This is a genomic window from Paenibacillus tyrphae, assembly GCF_000722545.1.
Taxonomy (GTDB): Bacteria; Bacillota; Bacilli; order Paenibacillales; family NBRC-103111; genus Paenibacillus_G; species Paenibacillus_G tyrfis.
In genome coordinates, this window is sequence record NZ_JNVM01000009.1 from 31,809 (window position 1) to 51,266 (window position 19,458).

The following is a 19,458-nucleotide window of genomic DNA, read 5'->3' on the forward strand; positions in this document are numbered from 1 at the left end:
AAATTCATTAATTTTGAGTTCTTGATCCTAGCAGTCGTCATCGAAAGAGCTCTCCATTAACTTTATTTCTTTGGACGCCGTTACTTTTCCGCACGGGTCCGGGAACTGCAGATGTTGCGATAAATAGTGTGTATTAAATATAAATATTACACACTATTTACAACGTAACAAAGCTATGATATGTTTTATACATCATTAAACATCCACAACGTTCCATATGTGTACTCGCGGTCTGCGAACCGTAGGTTCTAAAATGACGGGAGGATTATCAATCATGCAAAGTGTAGTGCCGTTTCATTCGGGGCATGCTGGCTTGAAGCAGCTCCTTGGCGGAAAAGGGGCCAATCTTGCAGAGATGACGAACGCCGGTTTGCCGGTGCCGCCGGGGTTTACCATTACGACGGACGTGTGCCGTTCCTATTATGAAGCGGTCATGCAGCTTCCGGCGGGGTTGATGGAGCAGGTCCACCAAGCGATGCGGGAGCTGGAGCAGGTGAAGAGCCAAGGCTTCGGCGATCCGATCAAGCCGCTGCTCGTGTCCGTCCGGTCGGGTTCGGTGACTTCGATGCCCGGTATGATGGATACGATTCTCAACCTGGGCTTGAATGACGAAACGGTGCAAGGGCTTGCGGCATTGACCGGCAATCCGAGATTTGCGTTCGATTGTTACCGCCGTTTGATCCAAATGTTCGGTAACGTCGTGTTCGACATCGAAACGTATCAATTCGAACGGCTGCTGCATCACCTCAAGCAGCGATTAAATGTAAGCCAGGACAGCGAAGTGAGTGCCGAAGGCTGGACGGAGCTGATCGGAGAGTACAAGGCGGTGATCCGCAAGGAAGCGGGACGCGAGTTTCCGCAGCAGATGGAGGAGCAGCTCGAACTAGCCATTGAAGCGGTATTCCGTTCGTGGAACAATGCGCGGGCGAAAGTTTACCGCAAGGTGCACCAGATTCCCGACGAGCAAGGGACGGCCGTCAATATTCAGACGATGGTGTTCGGCAATATGGGCAGCGACTGCGGGACAGGCGTCGTGTTCACGCGAAATCCGTCTACCGGGGAGCCCGTGCTATACGGCGAATACTTGATGAATGCGCAAGGGGAAGACGTCGTGGCCGGCGTGCGGACGCCCGTTCCGATTGCGAAGCTCGGCGAGGAAATGCCGCTTGTTTTTGACCAACTCATGCGGACGGCGGAGAAGCTGGAGCGGCATTACACGGACATGCAGGATATCGAGTTTACGGTCGAGCAGGGCAAGCTTTACTTGCTGCAAACGCGAAACGGCAAGCGGACGGCCCAAGCTGCGGTCAAAATCGCCGTCGATCTGGTACGCGAGGGCGTGATCGATACCGGCGAAGCGGTCAATCGCATCGAGCCATTTCATCTGGATCAGCTGCTGCACCGCGCGATCGATACCGACAAGCCGCTGCATGTGCTGGCGGCCGGCCTGCCGGCGTCGCCGGGAGCCGCTTCCGGCGTCGCGGTGTTCGACGCGGATACGGCCGAGGCATGGGCCCGCGCGGGGCACAAAGTCATCCTCGTGCGCTCGGAGACGACGCCGGAGGATATTCACGGCGTGCTGGCCGCCGAAGGCGTACTGACCAGCCGGGGCGGCATGACCAGCCATGCGGCGGTCGTTGCCCGCGGGATGGGCAAGCCGTGCGTCTGCGGCTGCGAAGCGCTGCGCTTGACGGATCGCGCCTTTGCCGTGACGACCGCTGATGGAGAAACCGTCACGGTACGTGAAGGCGATGCGCTTTCCATCGACGGCGCGACCGGACGGGTCATCCTCGGCGAAGTCAGCTTGCGCGAGCCCGAGCTGACGGGCGAGCTGCAGCAGCTTCTCGCCTGGGCGGACGAGATCCGCACGCTGGAGGTGTACACGAACGCCGATACGCCGGAGGATGCGGCCAAGGCGCGCAGCTTCGGCGCCGAAGGCATCGGGTTGTGCCGGACGGAGCATATGTTCATGAGCGCCGAGCGGGTGCCGGTCGTGCAAGCGATGATTTTGGCGGAGACGGCGGAAGAGCGGGCGGAAGCGCTGGCGAAGCTGCTGCCGATGCAGCAGGAGGACTTCGAGGGCATTTTCCGGGCGATGGACGGACTGCCGGTGACGATTCGCCTGCTCGACCCGCCGCTGCACGAATTTTTGCCGAATATGGAGCAGCTGGTCGTCGAGCGCGAGCGCCTGAACGGTCAGGCGGACGCGGACCCGGACCGTAAGGAGCGTCTGGAGAAGCTGCTGCGCAAAGTCAGAGCGCTGCACGAGATGAACCCGATGCTCGGTACCCGGGGCTGCCGTCTCGGACTCGTGCTGCCGGACATTTACGAGATGCAGATCGAGGCTGTCTTCCGCGCCGTGCTTAGTTGCCTCCGCGAGCAGCTCGACGTCCGGCCGGATATCATGATTCCGCTGGTCGGCCATGCCAACGAGCTGCAGCGGATGCGCGAGCTAGTGACCCGCAAAGCGGACGAGGTGCTTGGCGAGTTCGCCCGCACGTTCCGCTACCGCGTCGGCACGATGATCGAAGTGCCGCGGGCTGCCGTCACGGCGGGGGACATTGCGCAGCACGCCGACTTCTTCTCGTTCGGCACGAACGATCTGACGCAGATGACGTTCGGCTATAGCCGGGACGACGCCGAAGGCAAATTTTTGACGCATTACGTGGAAACGAAGCTGCTTCCTGACAATCCGTTCCAAGTGCTGGACCGGGACGGCGTCGGAACGTTGATCGAATGGGCGGTCGAGCGCGGACGCGCCGCGAAGCCGAAGCTCAAGACCGGTATTTGCGGCGAGCACGGGGGCGACAAGCAGTCGATCTTCTTCTGCCACGCAGTGGGGCTTGATTATGTCAGTTGCTCGCCTTATCGGGTGCCGCTGGCCAGAATCGCCGCTGCGCAGGCGCAGCTGGCGTTGGGAAGCGCAGCTGTGTAGCAGACGGCTGCGGAAGAAGCCGTCACGTCCGGCCGAAGCGCTTAAGCAGCAACAAGGTGCGTGGCGCGATATCACACGCCGCCTGCATAGGCAAGGGTGCAGGCGGCGCTCTTGTGTCTTGTTCCGGCCCCCCCTCAGGCATGGAAAATGAAGGAAACGGGTATACTGGGATGCACGCAGCTTCAGGTGTAAGATTAGCAATCTATCATTTTAAAAACGGAGTGGAACATTATGGAAAAAACATTTTTGATGATCAAGCCGGACGGCGTACAGCGGGGGCTGATCGGCAAGCTGGTTCAGCGCTTTGAGGATAAGGGCTTTCAACTGATCGGCTCCAAATTGATGGTTATCACGAAGGAACAAGCGGAAACCCACTATGCCGAGCATAAGGAAAAACCGTTTTTCGGCGAACTGGTTCAGTTTATTACCTCCGGTCCGGTTTTTGCGATGGTATGGCAGGGCGATAACGTCATTGCGCTGTCCCGCGCCATGATGGGCAAGACGAATCCGCTGGATGCGGCTCCGGGAACGATCCGCGGCGATTATGCGGTCCATACCGGCAACAACATTATTCACGGCTCCGATTCTCCGGAAAGCGCAGAACGGGAGATTTCCAACTTTTTTAAAGCGGGAGAGCTTCTTGCTTACGACCGGGCGTTGCAAAGCTGGATCTAGCCGTCCGAGAATGGTTTTCCTCAAAATGTAAAAATTATTGTGATCTTTTATATGAAAACCTTCATTAGGGGTTTGAACTTTCCGTGAAAATTTGGTACGTTGAGAAGGTGAGTTCAAGATGCTGTCCCCAAAGGAGAGAAAGAAGATGCGAGATCCACGTTTGCAGCAGTTTGCGAGAAACCTGGTACGGTATTCCGTCGACCTTCAGCCGGGTGAGAATATCCTGATTGAAATGATCGGCCTTCGCGATCACGAATTGACCAAGTGTTTAATAGAAGAGGTATACGCGGTTGGCGGACATCCGTTTATCGAGTTCCGCTATCCCGAAGTTACGCGCAAGCTGATGCTGGGCGGCAACCAGGAGCTGTACGAGCGGATGGCGGCCATCGAGCTGAACCGCATGAAGCAGATGCAAGCTTACATTGCCGTTCGCAGCGGCGACAACATCACCGAAACGTCCGATGTGCCTGAGGATAAGCTGCGCTTATTCATGAAGGTGTACCAGCGTCCGGTCGTCGATCAGCGGGTCAACCATACCAAATGGTGCGTGATGCGTTATCCGAACCCGTCGATGGCGCAGCAGGCAAATACGAGCACCGAAGCGTTCGAAGATTTTTATTTCCAAGTGTGCAACCTCGATTACAGCAAAATGTCCGGGGCCATGGACTCGCTTGTCGAGCTGATGAACAAGACGGACAAGGTGCGGCTTGTCGGATCGGGCACCGATCTTAGCTTTTCGATCAAGGACATTCCGGCGATCAAATGCGCAGGTCAGAACAATATTCCGGACGGCGAAGTATTCACAGCGCCGGTGAAGGATTCGGTCAACGGCGTCATCTCTTATAACACTCCGACGATTTATATGGGAACTTCGTTCGAGAACGTCACGCTCCGCTTTGACAACGGCAAGATCGTTGAAGCGACGGCGAACAATACGGCCAAGCTGAACGAAATTTTGGACACCGACGACGGGGCCCGCTTTGTCGGCGAGTTTGCGATCGGCGTCAATCCGTACATACAGCAGCCGATGAAAGACATTTTGTTCGACGAGAAAATCGACGGCAGCATCCACTTCACGCCGGGTAACGCTTACACGGATGCGGATAACGGCAACCGGTCCTCGGTTCACTGGGATATGGTGCTGATCCAGCGTCCGGAATACGGCGGAGGCGAAATTTATTTTGACGATCGTCTGATCCGCAAGGACGGCCGCTTTGTCGTGCCGGAGCTGGAGAAGCTGAATCCCGAGCATCTGAAATAGGCGTACAGCGGACCGATTCGCATTAGACAAACGCCTGTACGTCCAAAGCTCTCTTCTCATACGATGGAGTATTAACCATCATGGAGAGAGGTTGGTGCACATGGACATCCCCGTTACGGGATTCGTGGTTCATTCCGGCGATGAAGATCCTCATCACGCACACAGGCTGTACATTACGTCGTGGGACGGTCGGCCGGTTCACGTCCATCCTTTTTCGGGAACGACTTCGTACGATGTTGGGCATCGGCATCATTATGCCGGCATGACCGAGCCGGCGCCCAGCGGCGTTCAGCATGTCCACGGCTATTTCGCCGCCACTTCGTTTGACGACGGCCATAGCCATACCATTCGGGGGACTACAGGCCCGGCCATCCCGCTGTCCGGCGGAGGTCATTACCATTATTTTGAAGGCGTTACGACTGTGAACGGCAGAATACCTCACACTCACAGGTACGGTGGCAACACCGGCAACGAGGTATAACGTCCGTACCCCAAAACGCATGTTCCGACTCAGCTCGGAGCAGGCGTTTTTTTAGTACATGCAAGCTTGTAAATGCTGCGTGCATTGACATCAAACCCGCCATTATATAAACTAGATGAGAACCAGTTTATTCGACAGGCAGGAGGGACATTGCGATGCCGAAAAAGCCCAGCCGCACGACGTTTCATAAGCGTCTGGATCATATGGTCGCCCAGCTCAGAGAAGATATCGTGAGCGGCAAGCTCTCCGTCGGAGAACACCTGCCGTCTGAGGTGGAGCTCGGCAAGCAGTACCAGCTCAGTAAAAATTCGGTCCGCAAAGGATTGGATATGCTGGTAGACGAGCATTTGATCGAGAAGGTGCCGCGAGTCGGCAATCGGGTCAGCAGCCCCGCGGTTCAAGGCAGCGTTACGATCAAGCTGGGTTATTACACTTCCGTCATGGAACAGATGGACTTGAACCGGCTGCTGTCGGATTTTCATGTGGCTTATCCGCAAATCCGGGTGCAGACGGTAGCCCTTCCTTACGAAAATTACGCGCAGGCGATCGAAGAATATATGCAGGGCGGCATGGTCGACGTATTTACGATCAACCATACCGATTATCAGCTTGTAGTTGACAGCGGGCGGCAGGAGTGGCTGGAGCCTATGAACCCGCCCGCCGGGCAGTATCCGTTTCTGCAGAGCGCCTTCAAGCATCGCGACCGGTACTTGGCGCTGCCGTTCGCCTTTTCCCCGGTTGTGCTGTGCTATAACCGCGATCATTTTGCCGACAAAGGGCTGGAGGAGCCGGACAGTGGCTGGACATGGGACGATTTGACCGAAACGGCGCAGAAGCTCGCGGATGAGCGGGGGCGGTTCGGGTTTTATTTTTATTTCTTGTCCCAGAACCGGTGGCCGGTATTTTTGCTGCAAAGCGGGGAATCAGTCCGCTACGACGCGCAGGGTCGTCCGTCGTTTTGCGGAACGAAGCTGTTGGAAGGCTTGCGCAAATGCCGCGAGCTGGTCTACAAGGAAGGCGTGTTTCCGCGGTTTGCGGCGGAGAACGATGCCGACGCGGAGGCGCTGTTCCTTCAGGAAAAAGTGTCGATGATCATGACGACCTATTTCAACTTGAACGATATCCGGGAGGCCGGGTTTTCTTTCGACGTGGCGCCGCTGCCGTACCTGAACGAACCGAGGACGCTGCTGCTCTCGGTTGCGCTTGGGATGAACCGCCATTCGGAGCAAAAGGAAGCGGCGCGGACGCTGATCGATTACCTGCTGGGAGAAGCGGCCCAGTTGACGATGCGTCAGAACACCTTCAGCATTCCGAGCCTGAAGAAGGCCGCGGAGTGGCGCGGAAAGGGAGCGGTCAAGCATCCGTCGCGTTACCCCATGTACCGCGAAATTATTCCGTCGTTCCGCTGGACGACGGACATTCATCTGAACGCTAGGCAGGTGGATGCGATGCACCAGGAGCTGAAGTGGTTCTGGTCTTGGATGGAAGAGGAAGATACGATTTGCCGTCGGCTTGAGGAGGCGTTGTCCTGAGGAGCCGGACGGCTTTTCTTTTTTGCGGGCTGTGACAATGAATCATGTGCCCCTATAATTTTTTTGACAGGACGGTTGACAGCGCTTTCCGATGTCGTTATAGTATAAATAAAAACCAGATATGATCTAGAAAACAAATGCAATCGCTTTTCCCTTATCTGGGTCATTATTGGTTCTTATGGCTGAAAGGGGGGCGGCCCGTCCGTCAAAAGAAAGCAGCGTCAACCGTCGATCAACGTCCGGTGGGTCCGAAACAAGTCATGGATTCGTCAGTTCAGTCTTACAAGCGAGGAGGGTCTTATCTATGACCAAACGTGCATTATCGATGATGCTGCCGGCTGTGCTTTTGCTCGGCATCGTATTGTCCGGCTGCGGCTCGGATGGTGCGAGCAATTCTAACAACACAGCCGCTCCGGGTGCGGCAGGGGATAAGGTAGCCGGAGAAATTACCGTATGGGGGCATCCTTACGTCGGCGACGATAAGAAGGAGCAGCTCAAAGCGTTCTGGAACGACACGATCGCCGCGTTCAAGCAGAAATATCCCGACGTGAAAGTGAACTACGAAGAGATTCCGTGGAAAAACCGGGAGCAAAAAATATTGACCGCGCTCGCCGCCGGGTCCGGTCCGGACGTCTTCTATCAGCTTCCGGATCAAATTCCGCAGTTTGCCGGCAATAATGCGCTGGAGCCGCTTGACGCCTACGGCAAGGACATCCAAACGGACGATTTCAGCAAGGGAGCGTTGGCCGGTGCTACTTATCAAGGTAAATTGTATGCGCTTCCGATTTTGCAAGAGGTCCAAACGATGATCTATAACCCGGACGTAATCAAAGCAATCGGCGAAGATCCGGCGAAGCTTCCGACGACTTGGGACGAATTCGACCGTTGGGCCGAGAAGGCGAAGGCCAAAGGCTACTATGCACGCAACTTCGAAGGCGGCGCCGGCTGCTGTAATGCGACGTTGTACCCCTTACTGTGGCAGAGCGGCGGTAATGTGACGGACGACGGAGGCAGCATTATTTTGAACAATGACAAAGGCGTGCTGGCGTTCGAATATGTGAAGAAAATGTACGACAACGGCTGGATTCCGAAGGACTCGATCTCCAGCGACAACCAGTTCCCCGAATTTTTGTCCGGCAAAATGCTGGCGGTCTGGGGGCAAGGCTCGACGCTGACGACGCTAAAAGCGCAGAAAAAACCATACGTGATCGGACCGCCACTGAAAAAAGAAAAGCAGGCGAGCTTCGGTACGGTAGGCATGTTCGTCGTCTCGAAAACGAGCAAAAATAAAGCCGCCGCCGTCGAATTCACTAAATTTCTGACGAATACGGACACGGCCAAAGCGTTCAACAAATTGACGGGCTATTTGCCCGTGCGCAAATCGGCGGGCGACATTTATAACGACGACCAAGACATGAAGGAATTTATGAAGTACGCGGATCTGACGATCCCCGGTATCTCCCATCCGGCCGCCCGCGGGTTTATGCCCAAGATTCAAGCGGAGATCGGCGCGATGCTGGAAGGCAAGAAGACTCCGAAGCAAGCGGCCGATGCCGCCGCCGAAGCACTTAAGCTCGACGCGAAAAAGTAATTCCAAAACCAAGGTGGCGGGGAGGGGCAGCGGCTGCCGCCGTCTCTTCCTGCGCCTCGGACCTGCCGGAGGTGACGATTCGCCGTATGGAATCCGTACGAAACTCGCATATCCAACATCACAGCAGGCTGTCCGGCCGGATCGCGCAGAGCTGGAGAAAGAATGCCATCATCTACGTTTTCCTGGTGCCGGTGCTGCTGCATTTTGTCGTATTTCAGTTTGCTCCGCTCGTCTTCAGCTTCGTGCTAACCTTCATGGATTGGCCGATGATCGGCGAGCCGTCCTTCGCAGGACTCGGCAATTGGGAACGGTTCCTGCAGGATAAGCTGGCCTGGAGGTCGATCTGGAACACCGTGCTTTTCTCGGTCTATTATATCGTGCCGACGATGGCATTCGGCTTGATTCTGGCGCTGCTCGTATACTCCAAAGTCAAGCTGGCCGGACTGTTCAAGGGCATGTTTTTCCTCCCGGTCGTCACGTCGTTCGTCATCTTGTCGGGCATCTGGGCTTGGCTGTTCAAGGGAACGGACTACGGGGTGGTCAACCATCTGCTCAGCTATGCGGGGATCGAACCGCAGCTCTTTTTCTCCGATTCGAAGCAGGCGCTGCCGGTGCTGGCCGCTTTAAGCATTTTCAAAGTATGCGGAAGCACGATGGTGTATTATTACGCCGGGCTGCAGTCGATTCCGGGGCACCTGTACGAAGCGGCGAAGATGGACGGCGCGACGGGCTGGCGAACGTTCTGGAGCGTCACGTTTCCGCTGCTGCTGCCGATTCATTTTTACGTGGCGATCATTACGACCATCGGTTCGTTTCAAATTTTCGACTCCGCGTTCCTGCTGACGGGAGGCGGTCCGGATTATTCGACGACGACGATCGTGTATTACTTGTATCAGGAAGGCTTTACGTCGCTTCGCTTCGGCTACGGCAGCGTGCTGGCATATGTGCTCTTTTTCATCATTTTCACGATTTCGCTCGTGCAGCGCAAATTTCTCGGCAAAGACGTATCCTACCATTAAACTTCGCGGAGAAAGGAGGCGGACGGCATGACGGCTGGGCGAAAAGCGTTGGTCTATATCCCGCTCGTGCTGGCGGGCATCGCGTTCATGTTCCCATTTGTCGTAATGGTGCTCGGTTCGTTCAAAAAGCTGGATGTGGCGCTCGCCGATCCTTCCTTTTGGATTCCCGACCGGCCGACCTGGTACAACTACGGTTACATTTTCAACAGCGGCAGCATGATGCGCTGGCTGTTCAACTCGCTCGTCATTACTTTGGTGCCGGTGGCGACGCAGATGTTTTTCGCCGGCGTGCTCGGGTATATTTTCGCCAAAAAGCAGTTTCGGTTCAAAGAAACGATCTTCTGGTGCTTTATGGCGATGGTCATGATCCCGAACCAAATGCTGATTATTCCGAAATACATCATGTTCAGCAAAATGCATTGGATCAACACGTATTCCGCCATTATCGTGCCGGAGCTGTGGGCGATCATGGGCGTTTTTCTGGTACGGCAGTTCATGCAGACGATCCCCAAGGATCTGGAAGAAGCGGCTTATCTTGACGGGGCCGGGGATTTCAAAATCTTGTTCCGGCTCATGGTGCCGCTGGCCAAGCCGGCGCTGGCGACCGTCGGAACGTTCGCGTTCATCTCGTGCTGGAACGACTTGTTTACGCCGCTTATTTTTACGACATCCGAGAAAATGTTCCCGCTCACCGTAGGGCTCGCCTCCTTGTTGACCAAGGAGGGCAACTTCGGCTTCGAAATGGCCGGGGCGGTCATCTCGTTCGTCCCGACGTTTTTGATCTTTTTGTTTTTCCAGCGTTACTTCACCGAAGGCATTACGATGTCCGGCTTAAAATAATATAGATTCGGTTAGGAAAGAGAGAGGGGAAACCATGATGAGGGCAGTAGTCGCCATTAACGGAGAGGCGGAGGTCAGACAAGTGCCTGAGCCCGTCGTGGAGCCGAATATGATGCTGGTTCGCACGATATGTTCGGCGATCAGCCCGGGCACCGAGATCGAAATGAAGAAACGGGCCGGCGCGACTCCGGTTTCGCTCGGCTACAGCGCGGTCGGCACGGTGCTCCAAACCGGCAAAGGGGTGACGCATGTCCGCCCCGGCGACCGTGTCGCCTGCTACGGAGCCCCGTACGTGAAGCACGCGGAGCTGCTCGCCGTGCCCAAAGCACTCGCCGTGCCGCTCCCGGACTCCCTGTCGTCCGAAGAGGCGGCGTTCGTCGGACTCGGAGCGATTGCGATTCATGGGCTTCGGCAGGCCGGGCTGCAATTCGGCAGCAAAGTAGCCGTGGTCGGGCTGGGCATTCTCGGCCAGCTCACCTGCCAAATTGCGGAAGCGGCGGGATACCGGGTGTACGCGCTGGATTTGCTGGAGGAGCGGTGCTCGATGCTCCGGCGATCCGGGCTCCAAACGGTGTTTGCTTCCTACGAAGAGCTGGAGGATTCGCTGCGGGCGGATTACTTGGTCGAAGGCGCGGATGCGGTCGTCTTGTGCGCCGGCGGCGGAGGCGCGGAGCTGTTGAACCGGTCACTGGGTTGGCTGCGGGACCGGGGCCGCATTGTCATCGTAGGGGACATGCATGCGGAATTGTCCCGGGAGCTCATGTTCGCCAAAGAAGCGGAGCTGCGCATCGCGCGTGCGGGCGGACCGGGACGGTACGACACCGCTTACGAGCAGGATGGCGTCGATTACCCGGTCGGCTTCGTGCGTTGGACGGAAGGACGCAACATGTATGAATACATCCGTTTGCTTGGCGAGCGGAAGATCGACGTCAAGCCGCTGATTTCCAAGAAGCTTCCGGTGGACCGGGTAGAAGAGGCGTACGAATGGTACTTGCGCGCCCCGAAAGAAACGCTTGGCGTGCTGCTTACTTATTGACCTGAAAATAACAAAGTGGCGGCATGACTAAAGCCGGTTCCGGGCTCTTCCGAAGAAGAAGCTTGGAGCCGGCTTTGGCGTTATTCAGAAGGATTATTGATTATCGATAGGCCACGCTTTTCCATGCCTCGCCGTTCCAGATTTCGAGCATCCCAGTGGTAATATTAAAATATTGGACCCCGACTCCCATATGCCCGTGATTCGGCCGGTCTTCCGTCGATCCCACCGCATTAAGCGGCTCGAAGCGGATATTATATTTTTGATCTCCGGCTTTGTTCACAATCTTGTATGTCTGAGCGCTAAGGTGACAATGAATGATATGCGTTTCGTTGAATACTTCAATGCAGGTCGGATTGGCTTCCTTATACCCGTCGATAATCGAGTCTTGAATCATCGTTCGGTAGCCTCCCGCCGAAATGGCGACCTCCTTATCTGAGCATGTAAAGGCGCAGCGGTAAAATCCATTAAGCGATTGATGTTCGCCAAATTCGATCTTTACTTTGGCCAGCCTGCCGGCGGTGATGTCGCAATTCCAAAATACGTTTCGGTATCCGGTCTTGATGTAAACTCCGTAATTGGTGGTTGTGCCTCTTTCGATAATGCATTTATCGAACTCATTGCCTGTGGATTGATTTTTGAATGCATTTTTGCCGTAACCGGTAAGGGATTCATTCGAATCAAACAATATTCCTACGTCTCCAGGATCGTTAATCTCGCAGCGGTAGAAGGCGTTATTGCCGGCTCCATTAAGCAGGACGATGCCTTGTGTGCAGCGCTCAATGTTGACGGACACGAACGTATTGTTTTGGGATGAATCCATTCGTATGGCCGGACCGGCTACATTTTCGATTTGAACCGCTTGAAATAATCGCTCGACGACGACAAAGGCCAGTTCCAGTCCGATTGTCGCAATCTGATTGCCATTGACGTACAATCCGGACATTTCTCCGTACCGGTTTCCGTACTCGCTTGTGCCTTGGCTTGCAAATTTAAACATGCTGATAGGGGCTATCGCTTTAATTTCGGAGGCATGTCCCACACCGTAAAAGCTTACGTGCAACGGAACATTGATGGTTTTTTTTATTACATAGGTTCCGCCTGGGAAAAATACGGCTTTGCCGTTTTGACCGGCAAAGACAAAAGCATCGTTGATCGCTTTCGAGCTATCGTTTTTCCCGGTGGGATCAGCTTGAAAAGGAGCGTCCGTGACACTTACGAAATTTGTGCTCGGGACATTGAGCGCAGCGGAGCCGTAAACGGCATTCGTAACCGAGTTTCCGTACACTTTGTCAACGCCGCTTAAAAGACTGGCTCCTGCGGCGCCGGCTCCGAGCGTTCCCAGGGAAGCTAGCAGCTTTCTTCTGCTGATTTGTTTGTTGTCGTTATTCATGATCTGACCTCCATTAACTATACAATTCGTATCTATTATACGAATTTCCTTGAAATAGAGATACGTTTAGTATATAAAGAATCGTTAATATTTAAGGTAGAGATGATTTTCGCTATAAAACAAAACAAGCCTTGCCGCAATTGTGCGACAGGCTTGTTTTGCAATTCCTATAAATGACGCGATAGATTATACCGTAAGCAGTAGTAAAATGATCGAGGTTAAGCTAAAGCACGTATTGATCAAGCAAAGAAACAGCACGACTTGCTTCGGATTCAAGCCGCTGCGCAGCAGCCGGTAATGCGCTTGGCTAGCGTCGGCCTGATAGATCGGCTTGCCGTTCATCATCCGTTTGAACACGACGAACAGGTTATCGAAGATCGGTACGCCGAGCGCCAGAATCGGAACAAGCAGCGACAGTACGGTCGCGCCTTTGAACGCCCCGTCCAACGCGATGACGCCGAGCAGGAAGCCGAACAGCGTCGCGCCCGCGTCGCCCATGAACACTTTGGCCGGGGGCTTGTTGTATTTCAAGTAGGCTAGTGCCGCTCCGACCAGAATGATGGCGAGCATCGCCGAATCGGACTGTGCCTTAGCCAGCGCGACAACGAACAGCGTGACCGCCGAAATCGCCGATAAACCGCCGGCCAGCCCATCCATACCGTCTGTAAAATTAATGACCGTCGTCACGCCAAAAATCCACATGACCGTCAGAAAAAATTGCAGCCAGACCGGCAGGAGGATGTCGCTTCCGGTGAACGGATTGTTGAACCCGTAAAAGACGACGCCGGAGCTGTACACGATGACGGCTGCGGACAGCTGCACGATCAGCTTCGGCCAAGCGGCGAGCTCCTTGCCGTGGGTTTTGTACCAGTCGTCCACCATGCCGATGACGAGAATCAGCAGCGATCCGGCCAGGATGGCGGCGGACTGCTTCCAATCGTCCCGTATGAAGCACAGGTAGGTGATCACGAACCCCGCAAAGATGGCAAGTCCGGCCGTCAATGGGATCGGTTCCCTATGTATTTTCCTTTCGTTGTCGACTTTGGGCTTGTCGACAAAGTCGATGCGAAACGCCAGGCGGCGCAGCGGGGGGATGAGCAGGAATACGATCGTAAATGACATGAGAAACGCGGCCACATAAAGAATAAAAATCCCTCCACATTCCGTCAATAATCGAGTGGCTATGATTCCCCATTATACCACACGGCTTATCCGAGACAAAGCGCAGTCATCGGTTTATCAGGATTGCGTCAGGCAGCTTGGGTGGCTGAAGCTGTTATCGTATGCTACGGCTGCGGGTTTGAGTTTTCTTCCTTTGCCGTCGTCTCCTGCGGAGTGGGCCCATCGTTGCGACGCGAACGGCCCATTCTGGATTTGATCCATGTCCAGCCGCCGGCAAGCAGGGCCACCACAATAATCCATCCTTTTTTCAAAAAGATCGCAATCATGGCCAGCAGTCCGACTTTTTTGGCAACGGCCAGCCCGGCACCGCCCAAAATAAGGGCCGATAGCCCATATTCCGCTACTTTGTCCTTCGATGCGTCGAAGTCCTCGTACCGTTGGCCTTGTTTTGCGGCAATTTTGGGAATGATCTGGCTGGCCAGCAGCTCCTGATCCTTTGCGCGATGCGCAGGGTCGGAGATGAGAACGACCGAGATGTAGCCTGTCCGGGTCAGCATGCGGACGTTGTAGTTCACGAGCGCTTCCTTTCGCGCGTTCTGGGCGGCAATCGACCATGTAAGGTTATGCGTCTTCTCGTCGTAAAAAGGCTTCACATCCCAACCGGTCACTTGCAGCTTGTTCTCATCCGGCACCTGCTTGTTCTGTTCTTCCGTTCCTTCCCGGTAGCTCTTGAGAATCGCATCGACATCCAAATCTTTCTTCTCTTCGTCTTTAATATGTCCGGTATCGATATATTCCAGAATGACTTCCCATTGCTCCTGCTCGTTTACGGGAAAAATGCTGCCGATTTCTTTGCCTGACGGAATATCTTTCGAATCCTTCAACAGCTTGCGGGTGTCGTCGCCGTTCAAAAAAACGAACGGAGTGCCCAAATCCAAGGTGGCTACCGTCCCGAGATCGACCTTGGTTCCCCCTTTAATCCAGTGGTAGTTGTTTCCTTTTGCTCCTTCGCCTTCGGCCGACGCTTGTCCGGCGACAAGCCCCAGCGAAAGCAGAAAAATCAAAGCAAGACGTAACGTTTTCAATCCAATCCCTTCCTTTTGTCGGTTCTTTGTTAGGACATACTTTCCTTTTATCGGATCAGTGAACAATAAATTAATAAATCTAAAAAAAATTTAATAATAAAATATTTATCCGCATCGGTATCGCGCGGGCCAGTTCGTTGCTTGCCTGGCGCTTGCCCCATATTTTTCAGCGGCAAGGGCATAATAGCGTCGACGAAAGGAGGGAAATCGCAGATGAGAGACGACTTGACCGGCGATACGGAAGCCTGGCTGAACAAGCTGCACGACACGCAGGAGAAGGATGAGAAAAACCGGGAGCATCAGGGGAAAGGCCATCCCGGGAAGCAGCTGCCGACAAAGCGGAAAAGCAACCAAGACTGATTCCGTACCTGAAAGCCCGCCGGAAGCAAAGCTCCGTCGGGCTTCTTGCTGCTGCGGCGTATGATGACAGGCACGTTAGCTTGGTGTCAGGCAGTTGTCAGACGGTTATCAGCCAGTCCGAGCGCAACCTCCTCTTTCTTCGTGGCGTATAACATTACGCTACTATAGAGAGGGGAAGACGGAATGATGAAGAAAATGGCGCTGCTTGCTGCAGGAATGCTGCTGGCGGCTGCGGGTACGGCTTCCGCTTACGAGGCGCAGTTGAAGCCGTTTGCGGATTTAGCGCCCAAGGACTGGTCCGAGGACGCCGTATACTCCTTGTCGGCGCTCGGAGTGATCGAGGGCTACGAAGACCTGACGTACCGCCCGAACGATTCTTTGTCCCGGGAAGCGTTCGTCAAGCTGCTCGTGAATGCGGCGCGCCCGGATGGCGGGAACGTTCAGGGCAAAGCGGATATAAAGCTGACGGATGTGCCGGCGGAGCGATGGTCTTATCCTTACCTTATCGCGGCGCTGAATAAGCAGTGGATCGATTTTATGCCGGATGCGTCGGGAGCGCTTCGCCCGGAACTTGCGGTGAAGCGGGAGGAAGTGGCCGCCGCCATCGGAAAATATTTGCTGAGCCTGGAAACGTCTGATGTCGCGAAGCGCTGGACGGAAGGCGAATGGACGAAGGAGCGGGAGCTGCGGCGCTTTTCCGATCAAGATGCGATAAATCAGAGTCTGGTGCCCTACATTTATTTTGCCGTCCGCCAAGGGATTATGGAAGGCGACGCGAACGGATTTCGTCCCGCCAGCTCTTTGACGCGCAAGGAAGCCGCCGCTACAATTTACCGGCTGCTGAATGCCGGAATCGCGCAGCGAAAGCTTGAAGTGACCGGCTTCTATGCGATCCGTTCGTACCCTGCCATCCAGCGGATGCCGCTGCTCGATCGCGTCGCGTTCGGCTGGTCCCGTTTATCCTACGAGGGCGCCGGAAGCGCGAAGCTGGATACGAAGTCGACAGAGTACCGGTTTCCGGACGGCTGGCAGGAGCCCGTCGATGCCGCCACCCGGGCGAAGCTCGGCAAGGAGCTGATGATCTTCGCGACCGAGCCGCGCGACCGCGTCAAGGAGTTTCTCCGGGATGCCGCGGCGCGGAAAAGCTTCGTCGAATCGCTGAAATCCGTGCTGTCCGAATCGGGAGAGGCGTTCACGGGAGTTTGCCTCGACTTGGAGGGGCTGAAGGAAGCGGACGCTGCCGCGGACTATGTAGCGTTTTTGCGTGAAGTGAAGGCGAGCCTCGGGAGCAAAACGTTAACGGTGGCCGTACCGCCGACGTATTACTATAAAGGGTACGACCTGCGCGGAATCGGCGAGGTCGCAGATAGCGTTATTTTGATGGCTTACGATTTCACCCATCAAGACTCCGGGCTGCCGTCGGCTCCGCTGCCGCTGGTTAGCGATACGGTGAAGCAAGCGCTCCTCTCCGTTCCTAAAGAGAAGCTGGTGCTGGGCACCTCGAAGCAGGCGAATCAGTGGGTCGCGACGGGAGGGAAGGTGACGCTGGCGCAGCCGGATATCGCGGAGGTGGAGAAACGGATGGCTTTCCCAGGCATAGCGTTGAACCGCACTTATCCTTATTTTCTAAAGCAAATCGCCTTTCAAGACGAGCGAGGCAGCCATACGATCTATTACGAGGATGCGGACAGCATCGCCAAAAAGCTATGGCTGGCCAAGTATTACGGACTAAAAGGTGTCTCGCTGTGGCACATGGGGAATGTGACCGCAGCCGATTGGGACACGATAGCCAAGCGCTAAGACGCAATAAGGCAGAAGGCTGCACGCCTAACGGATCGTCGGGCGGCAGCCTTTTTGGCTTGCGTGCGGTTAGAGCCGAGCCGGGGGCCGCTCTTCTTTTTGAAGCAGGACGAACGAACAGCGGTGGGGGATCGTCAGCTCCGTCACGTCGCGAAACAGCTCGGCCATTTCTTGGTCGACCTGCTGCCTGCTGTCCGTGTCCAGTTGGGAAAACCAGGAGATTGAACGAACCTTGCCTCTCCAGGCGTCGGGTGTAAAACGCAGTTCATAGCCGAACTGTCCGCTGTCTTTTTCCTGGAAGCCGCCTTCCGCCCATTCATCGAACCATCGCAAGGGAAACCCATTGCGCCGCTCCGTGCTTTCCGCCATGGACCCCGGAGCCTTCAGCTTGCCGTCCGGCATCTGCCTGCGGATCAACTCGAACGTTGCGCGGGCCGCCTCGCTTTCGGCCGCCAAGATGACCGAATCGACGACGGCCAGAAAGCCGCCCGGCTTAAGCAGCCTCCGCACTTCGGAGACGGCCTGCTGCCGATCGAACCAATGCCATGCGCGCGCGGCCGTGACCAGATCGAACAGGTCTGCGGGCAATTCGGTTGCTTCCGCTGGAGCCTGAACATAGACGACGGATGAATCGTTACCGTCTGCGATGCGGCGCCCTTCACCGATCATTTCGGCCGACCGTTCGACGCCGGTCACCGCTGCCCCGCGGCCAGCCAAGAGCCGGGAGAAGCTTCCCGTCCCGGCGCCGAGATCGACCGCCCGTGCATCGGTCTTCAAAGCCCCGTGCGCTTCCAGCCAATCGGCCAGCCTCGCAGGCAGCTCGTCGCGGTAACGGGCGTAATCCTGCGAGACGTTTCCGAAATTCACTTGTTCTTTCATTATATATCGCCTCCTGTAATACAGTATATTTCAATCGGCGATTAAGTAAATTTTTAATATTCGTTCATGGTGAAAAGTTATTCTTATAGTATATATTCGAGAACCCGAAGTGGAAGGAGTTGTTGGAGCGGGGTAGAAACAAGCGGCAGGAAGATATTCTGCGCCTTTTATACCGCAAAAGAGGGATTATCCACGTTCCGGATAACCCCTCTTTTTTCGCGCGAAGCAATCCCCTGTGCGCTATTCGGGGAACGTCACGACGCCGATGCCGTTGCCGTCCGGGTCCCATGCGTCGAAGAAGCGCATGCCTCCTGCTCCGTGAATCTCGGATGTGCGGACCTGCCGCTCCGTAAAATAAGCGTACGACGCATCGACATCCGTGGTGTAAAAATTGAAGGCCATATGCCGCGACTCGGGAAGCTGGTCCGTTTGGTACAAGGTGAGTCCCGTTTGCAGCGGACCCGATTCGTTGAACCGGAAGCCGACATAGCTGCCGTCCGGACTTTCATAAACGACCCGGAAATTGAACAGGTTCATGTACCATTCTTTCGACCGGGAAATGTCCGTAACCGGGACGAAGACGGTGTCGATCCGTTTGATGTGCTTGATCATCTGAAAAACCTCCTTTGATGCGTTGGATTTGGAAAATCGGGTTCACGTGACAAGAAACGGAATCCGAGGGTAAAACCGTACACGGTTTCGCACAAAAGGCTCATGTGCTCACCATCAGCTTGTTACCATCCAGATCCTCGATGGTAAAGTACAATTTGTCGGGAGCCAGTCTATGAATGCCGCCGATCCGATAGCCTTGTCGATTCAGCCGCAAATACGCGCTATAAATCGCCTCGGGGTTTCGCCCCCGAAGTCCGTCGACAAGCGCATCGAACAACGTTGCGGGCGGAGGGGCTTGCCGTTCCCCTGACTGCAGACCGTCCTCTTCTGCGGGTTCCGCCGCCAACGCTCTCAGCTTGTTCCTTGCCCGGGACCGGGCGGCCTGCACCGCGCCTTCCGTGGAATTGATCATTGCTGCGGTCTCACGCGCCGTAAAATCGAATACGTCCATAAGCAGCAGAATAACGGTTTGGCTGACGGGAAGCCGGTGAGCCAGCGTTTCCAGCAGCTCGCGGGTCCGGAGCCGGTTGTCTTGAAAAGAGAGCTGCGCCAAGTGTGCGTCTGTAAGCGGCACGGCGGGCTGGCGCATCATTTTGCGCTGCTTGTCGATCCACAGGTTTTTGGCGATGCGGAATAAATACGCTTTGCTGATCGGACGGTCAGGCTGCTCGCGCAGCACTTGCAGCACGCGAATGAGCGCTTCCTGCGCCAGGTCCTCGGCTTCCCAATGCGATCCGGTGATTTTCAAACAGTACTTGTTCAAGACGGATTGAATGTGGCGCATATTACCTCCCGGACAAGCCCGCAAATTCGGATTACTCACCCTAATATTTCTCCAAA

Annotated in this window: 17 protein-coding genes; 11 read left to right on the forward strand and 6 right to left on the reverse strand. The window is 55.3% G+C overall.

From position 1 onward, the window contains the following. Positions 1-274 precede the first annotated feature (274 nt). The 9 genes from ppdK to ET33_RS11780 all read left to right on the forward strand — a co-directional run bounded on the left by ppdK (position 275) and on the right by ET33_RS11780 (position 11,370). Positions 275-2,935: a pyruvate, phosphate dikinase gene (gene ppdK / locus ET33_RS11740; protein ID WP_036681050.1), complete on the forward strand. Its 2,661-nt coding sequence runs from the start codon at positions 275-277 to the stop codon at positions 2,933-2,935. 231 nt (positions 2,936-3,166) lie between these two features. Next, positions 3,167-3,610 (forward strand): nucleoside-diphosphate kinase, encoded by a 444-nt coding sequence (ndk, locus tag ET33_RS11745; RefSeq protein ID WP_036681052.1) that lies wholly within the window; start codon positions 3,167-3,169, stop codon positions 3,608-3,610. Between the two features lie 145 nt (positions 3,611-3,755). Next, positions 3,756-4,871 carry an aminopeptidase gene (locus ET33_RS11750; RefSeq protein WP_036681054.1) on the forward strand — a complete coding sequence of 372 codons (1,116 nt, stop codon included), beginning with the start codon at positions 3,756-3,758 and terminating at the stop codon, positions 4,869-4,871. Between the two features lie 100 nt (positions 4,872-4,971). Continuing rightward, positions 4,972-5,352: a YmaF family protein gene (locus tag ET33_RS11755; protein ID WP_036681056.1), complete on the forward strand. Its 381-nt coding sequence runs from the start codon at positions 4,972-4,974 to the stop codon at positions 5,350-5,352. A 155-nt stretch (positions 5,353-5,507) separates the two neighbouring features. Next, a complete protein-coding gene (locus tag ET33_RS11760) occupies positions 5,508-6,884 on the forward strand; it encodes an extracellular solute-binding protein (RefSeq protein WP_036681058.1) in 1,377 nt (458 codons plus the stop codon). 304 nt (positions 6,885-7,188) lie between these two features. Further along, positions 7,189-8,475, forward strand: coding sequence for a sugar ABC transporter substrate-binding protein (locus ET33_RS11765; RefSeq protein ID WP_036681060.1), 1,287 nt, complete (start codon positions 7,189-7,191; stop codon positions 8,473-8,475). A gap of 86 nt (positions 8,476-8,561) precedes the next feature. After that, complete coding sequence (locus tag ET33_RS11770) at positions 8,562-9,494, forward strand: carbohydrate ABC transporter permease (protein WP_051775264.1); 933 nt, start codon at positions 8,562-8,564, stop codon at positions 9,492-9,494. 27 nt (positions 9,495-9,521) lie between these two features. Then, positions 9,522-10,334, forward strand: coding sequence for a carbohydrate ABC transporter permease (locus tag ET33_RS11775; RefSeq protein ID WP_036681062.1), 813 nt, complete (start codon positions 9,522-9,524; stop codon positions 10,332-10,334). 37 nt (positions 10,335-10,371) lie between these two features. Next, positions 10,372-11,370 (forward strand): zinc-dependent alcohol dehydrogenase, encoded by a 999-nt coding sequence (locus tag ET33_RS11780; protein WP_036681063.1) that lies wholly within the window; start codon positions 10,372-10,374, stop codon positions 11,368-11,370. A gap of 100 nt (positions 11,371-11,470) precedes the next feature. On the opposite strand, the gene ET33_RS11785 is transcribed toward ET33_RS11780, so the two are convergent. The 3 genes from ET33_RS11785 to ET33_RS11795 all read right to left on the reverse strand — a co-directional run bounded on the left by ET33_RS11785 (position 11,471) and on the right by ET33_RS11795 (position 14,967). Then, a complete protein-coding gene (locus ET33_RS11785; RefSeq protein WP_036681065.1) occupies positions 11,471-12,760 on the reverse strand; it encodes a right-handed parallel beta-helix repeat-containing protein in 1,290 nt (429 codons plus the stop codon). Between the two features lie 186 nt (positions 12,761-12,946). After that, positions 12,947-13,882 carry an MraY family glycosyltransferase gene (locus ET33_RS11790; RefSeq protein ID WP_036681067.1) on the reverse strand — a complete coding sequence of 312 codons (936 nt, stop codon included), beginning with the start codon at positions 13,880-13,882 and terminating at the stop codon, positions 12,947-12,949. A gap of 164 nt (positions 13,883-14,046) precedes the next feature. Beyond that, complete coding sequence (locus ET33_RS11795; protein WP_036681070.1) at positions 14,047-14,967, reverse strand: DUF2167 domain-containing protein; 921 nt, start codon at positions 14,965-14,967, stop codon at positions 14,047-14,049. Between the two features lie 213 nt (positions 14,968-15,180). Here ET33_RS11795 and ET33_RS37405 point away from each other — a divergent pair, with 213 nt between their 5' ends. Together ET33_RS37405 and ET33_RS11800 are read left to right on the forward strand one after the other, a co-directional pair. Next, complete coding sequence (locus tag ET33_RS37405; RefSeq protein WP_081890293.1) at positions 15,181-15,327, forward strand: DUF4023 domain-containing protein; 147 nt, start codon at positions 15,181-15,183, stop codon at positions 15,325-15,327. A 183-nt stretch (positions 15,328-15,510) separates the two neighbouring features. Then, positions 15,511-17,127 (forward strand): glycosyl hydrolase family 18 protein, encoded by a 1,617-nt coding sequence (locus ET33_RS11800; RefSeq protein WP_036681073.1) that lies wholly within the window; start codon positions 15,511-15,513, stop codon positions 17,125-17,127. A gap of 69 nt (positions 17,128-17,196) precedes the next feature. Here ET33_RS11800 and ET33_RS11805 read toward each other — a convergent pair whose 3' ends face one another. From ET33_RS11805 to ET33_RS11815, 3 genes are all read right to left on the reverse strand, one after another. After that, the gene (locus tag ET33_RS11805; RefSeq protein ID WP_051775265.1) at positions 17,197-18,006 is read right to left on the reverse strand and encodes a class I SAM-dependent methyltransferase; all 810 of its coding nucleotides are present in this window, start codon (positions 18,004-18,006) and stop codon (positions 17,197-17,199) included. 240 nt (positions 18,007-18,246) lie between these two features. Beyond that, a complete protein-coding gene (locus tag ET33_RS11810) occupies positions 18,247-18,618 on the reverse strand; it encodes a VOC family protein (protein ID WP_036681075.1) in 372 nt (123 codons plus the stop codon). Positions 18,619-18,718: 100 nt separating this feature from the next. Next, positions 18,719-19,402, reverse strand: coding sequence for an RNA polymerase sigma factor (locus ET33_RS11815; RefSeq protein ID WP_036681079.1), 684 nt, complete (start codon positions 19,400-19,402; stop codon positions 18,719-18,721). Between the last annotated feature and the right edge of the window lie 56 nt (positions 19,403-19,458).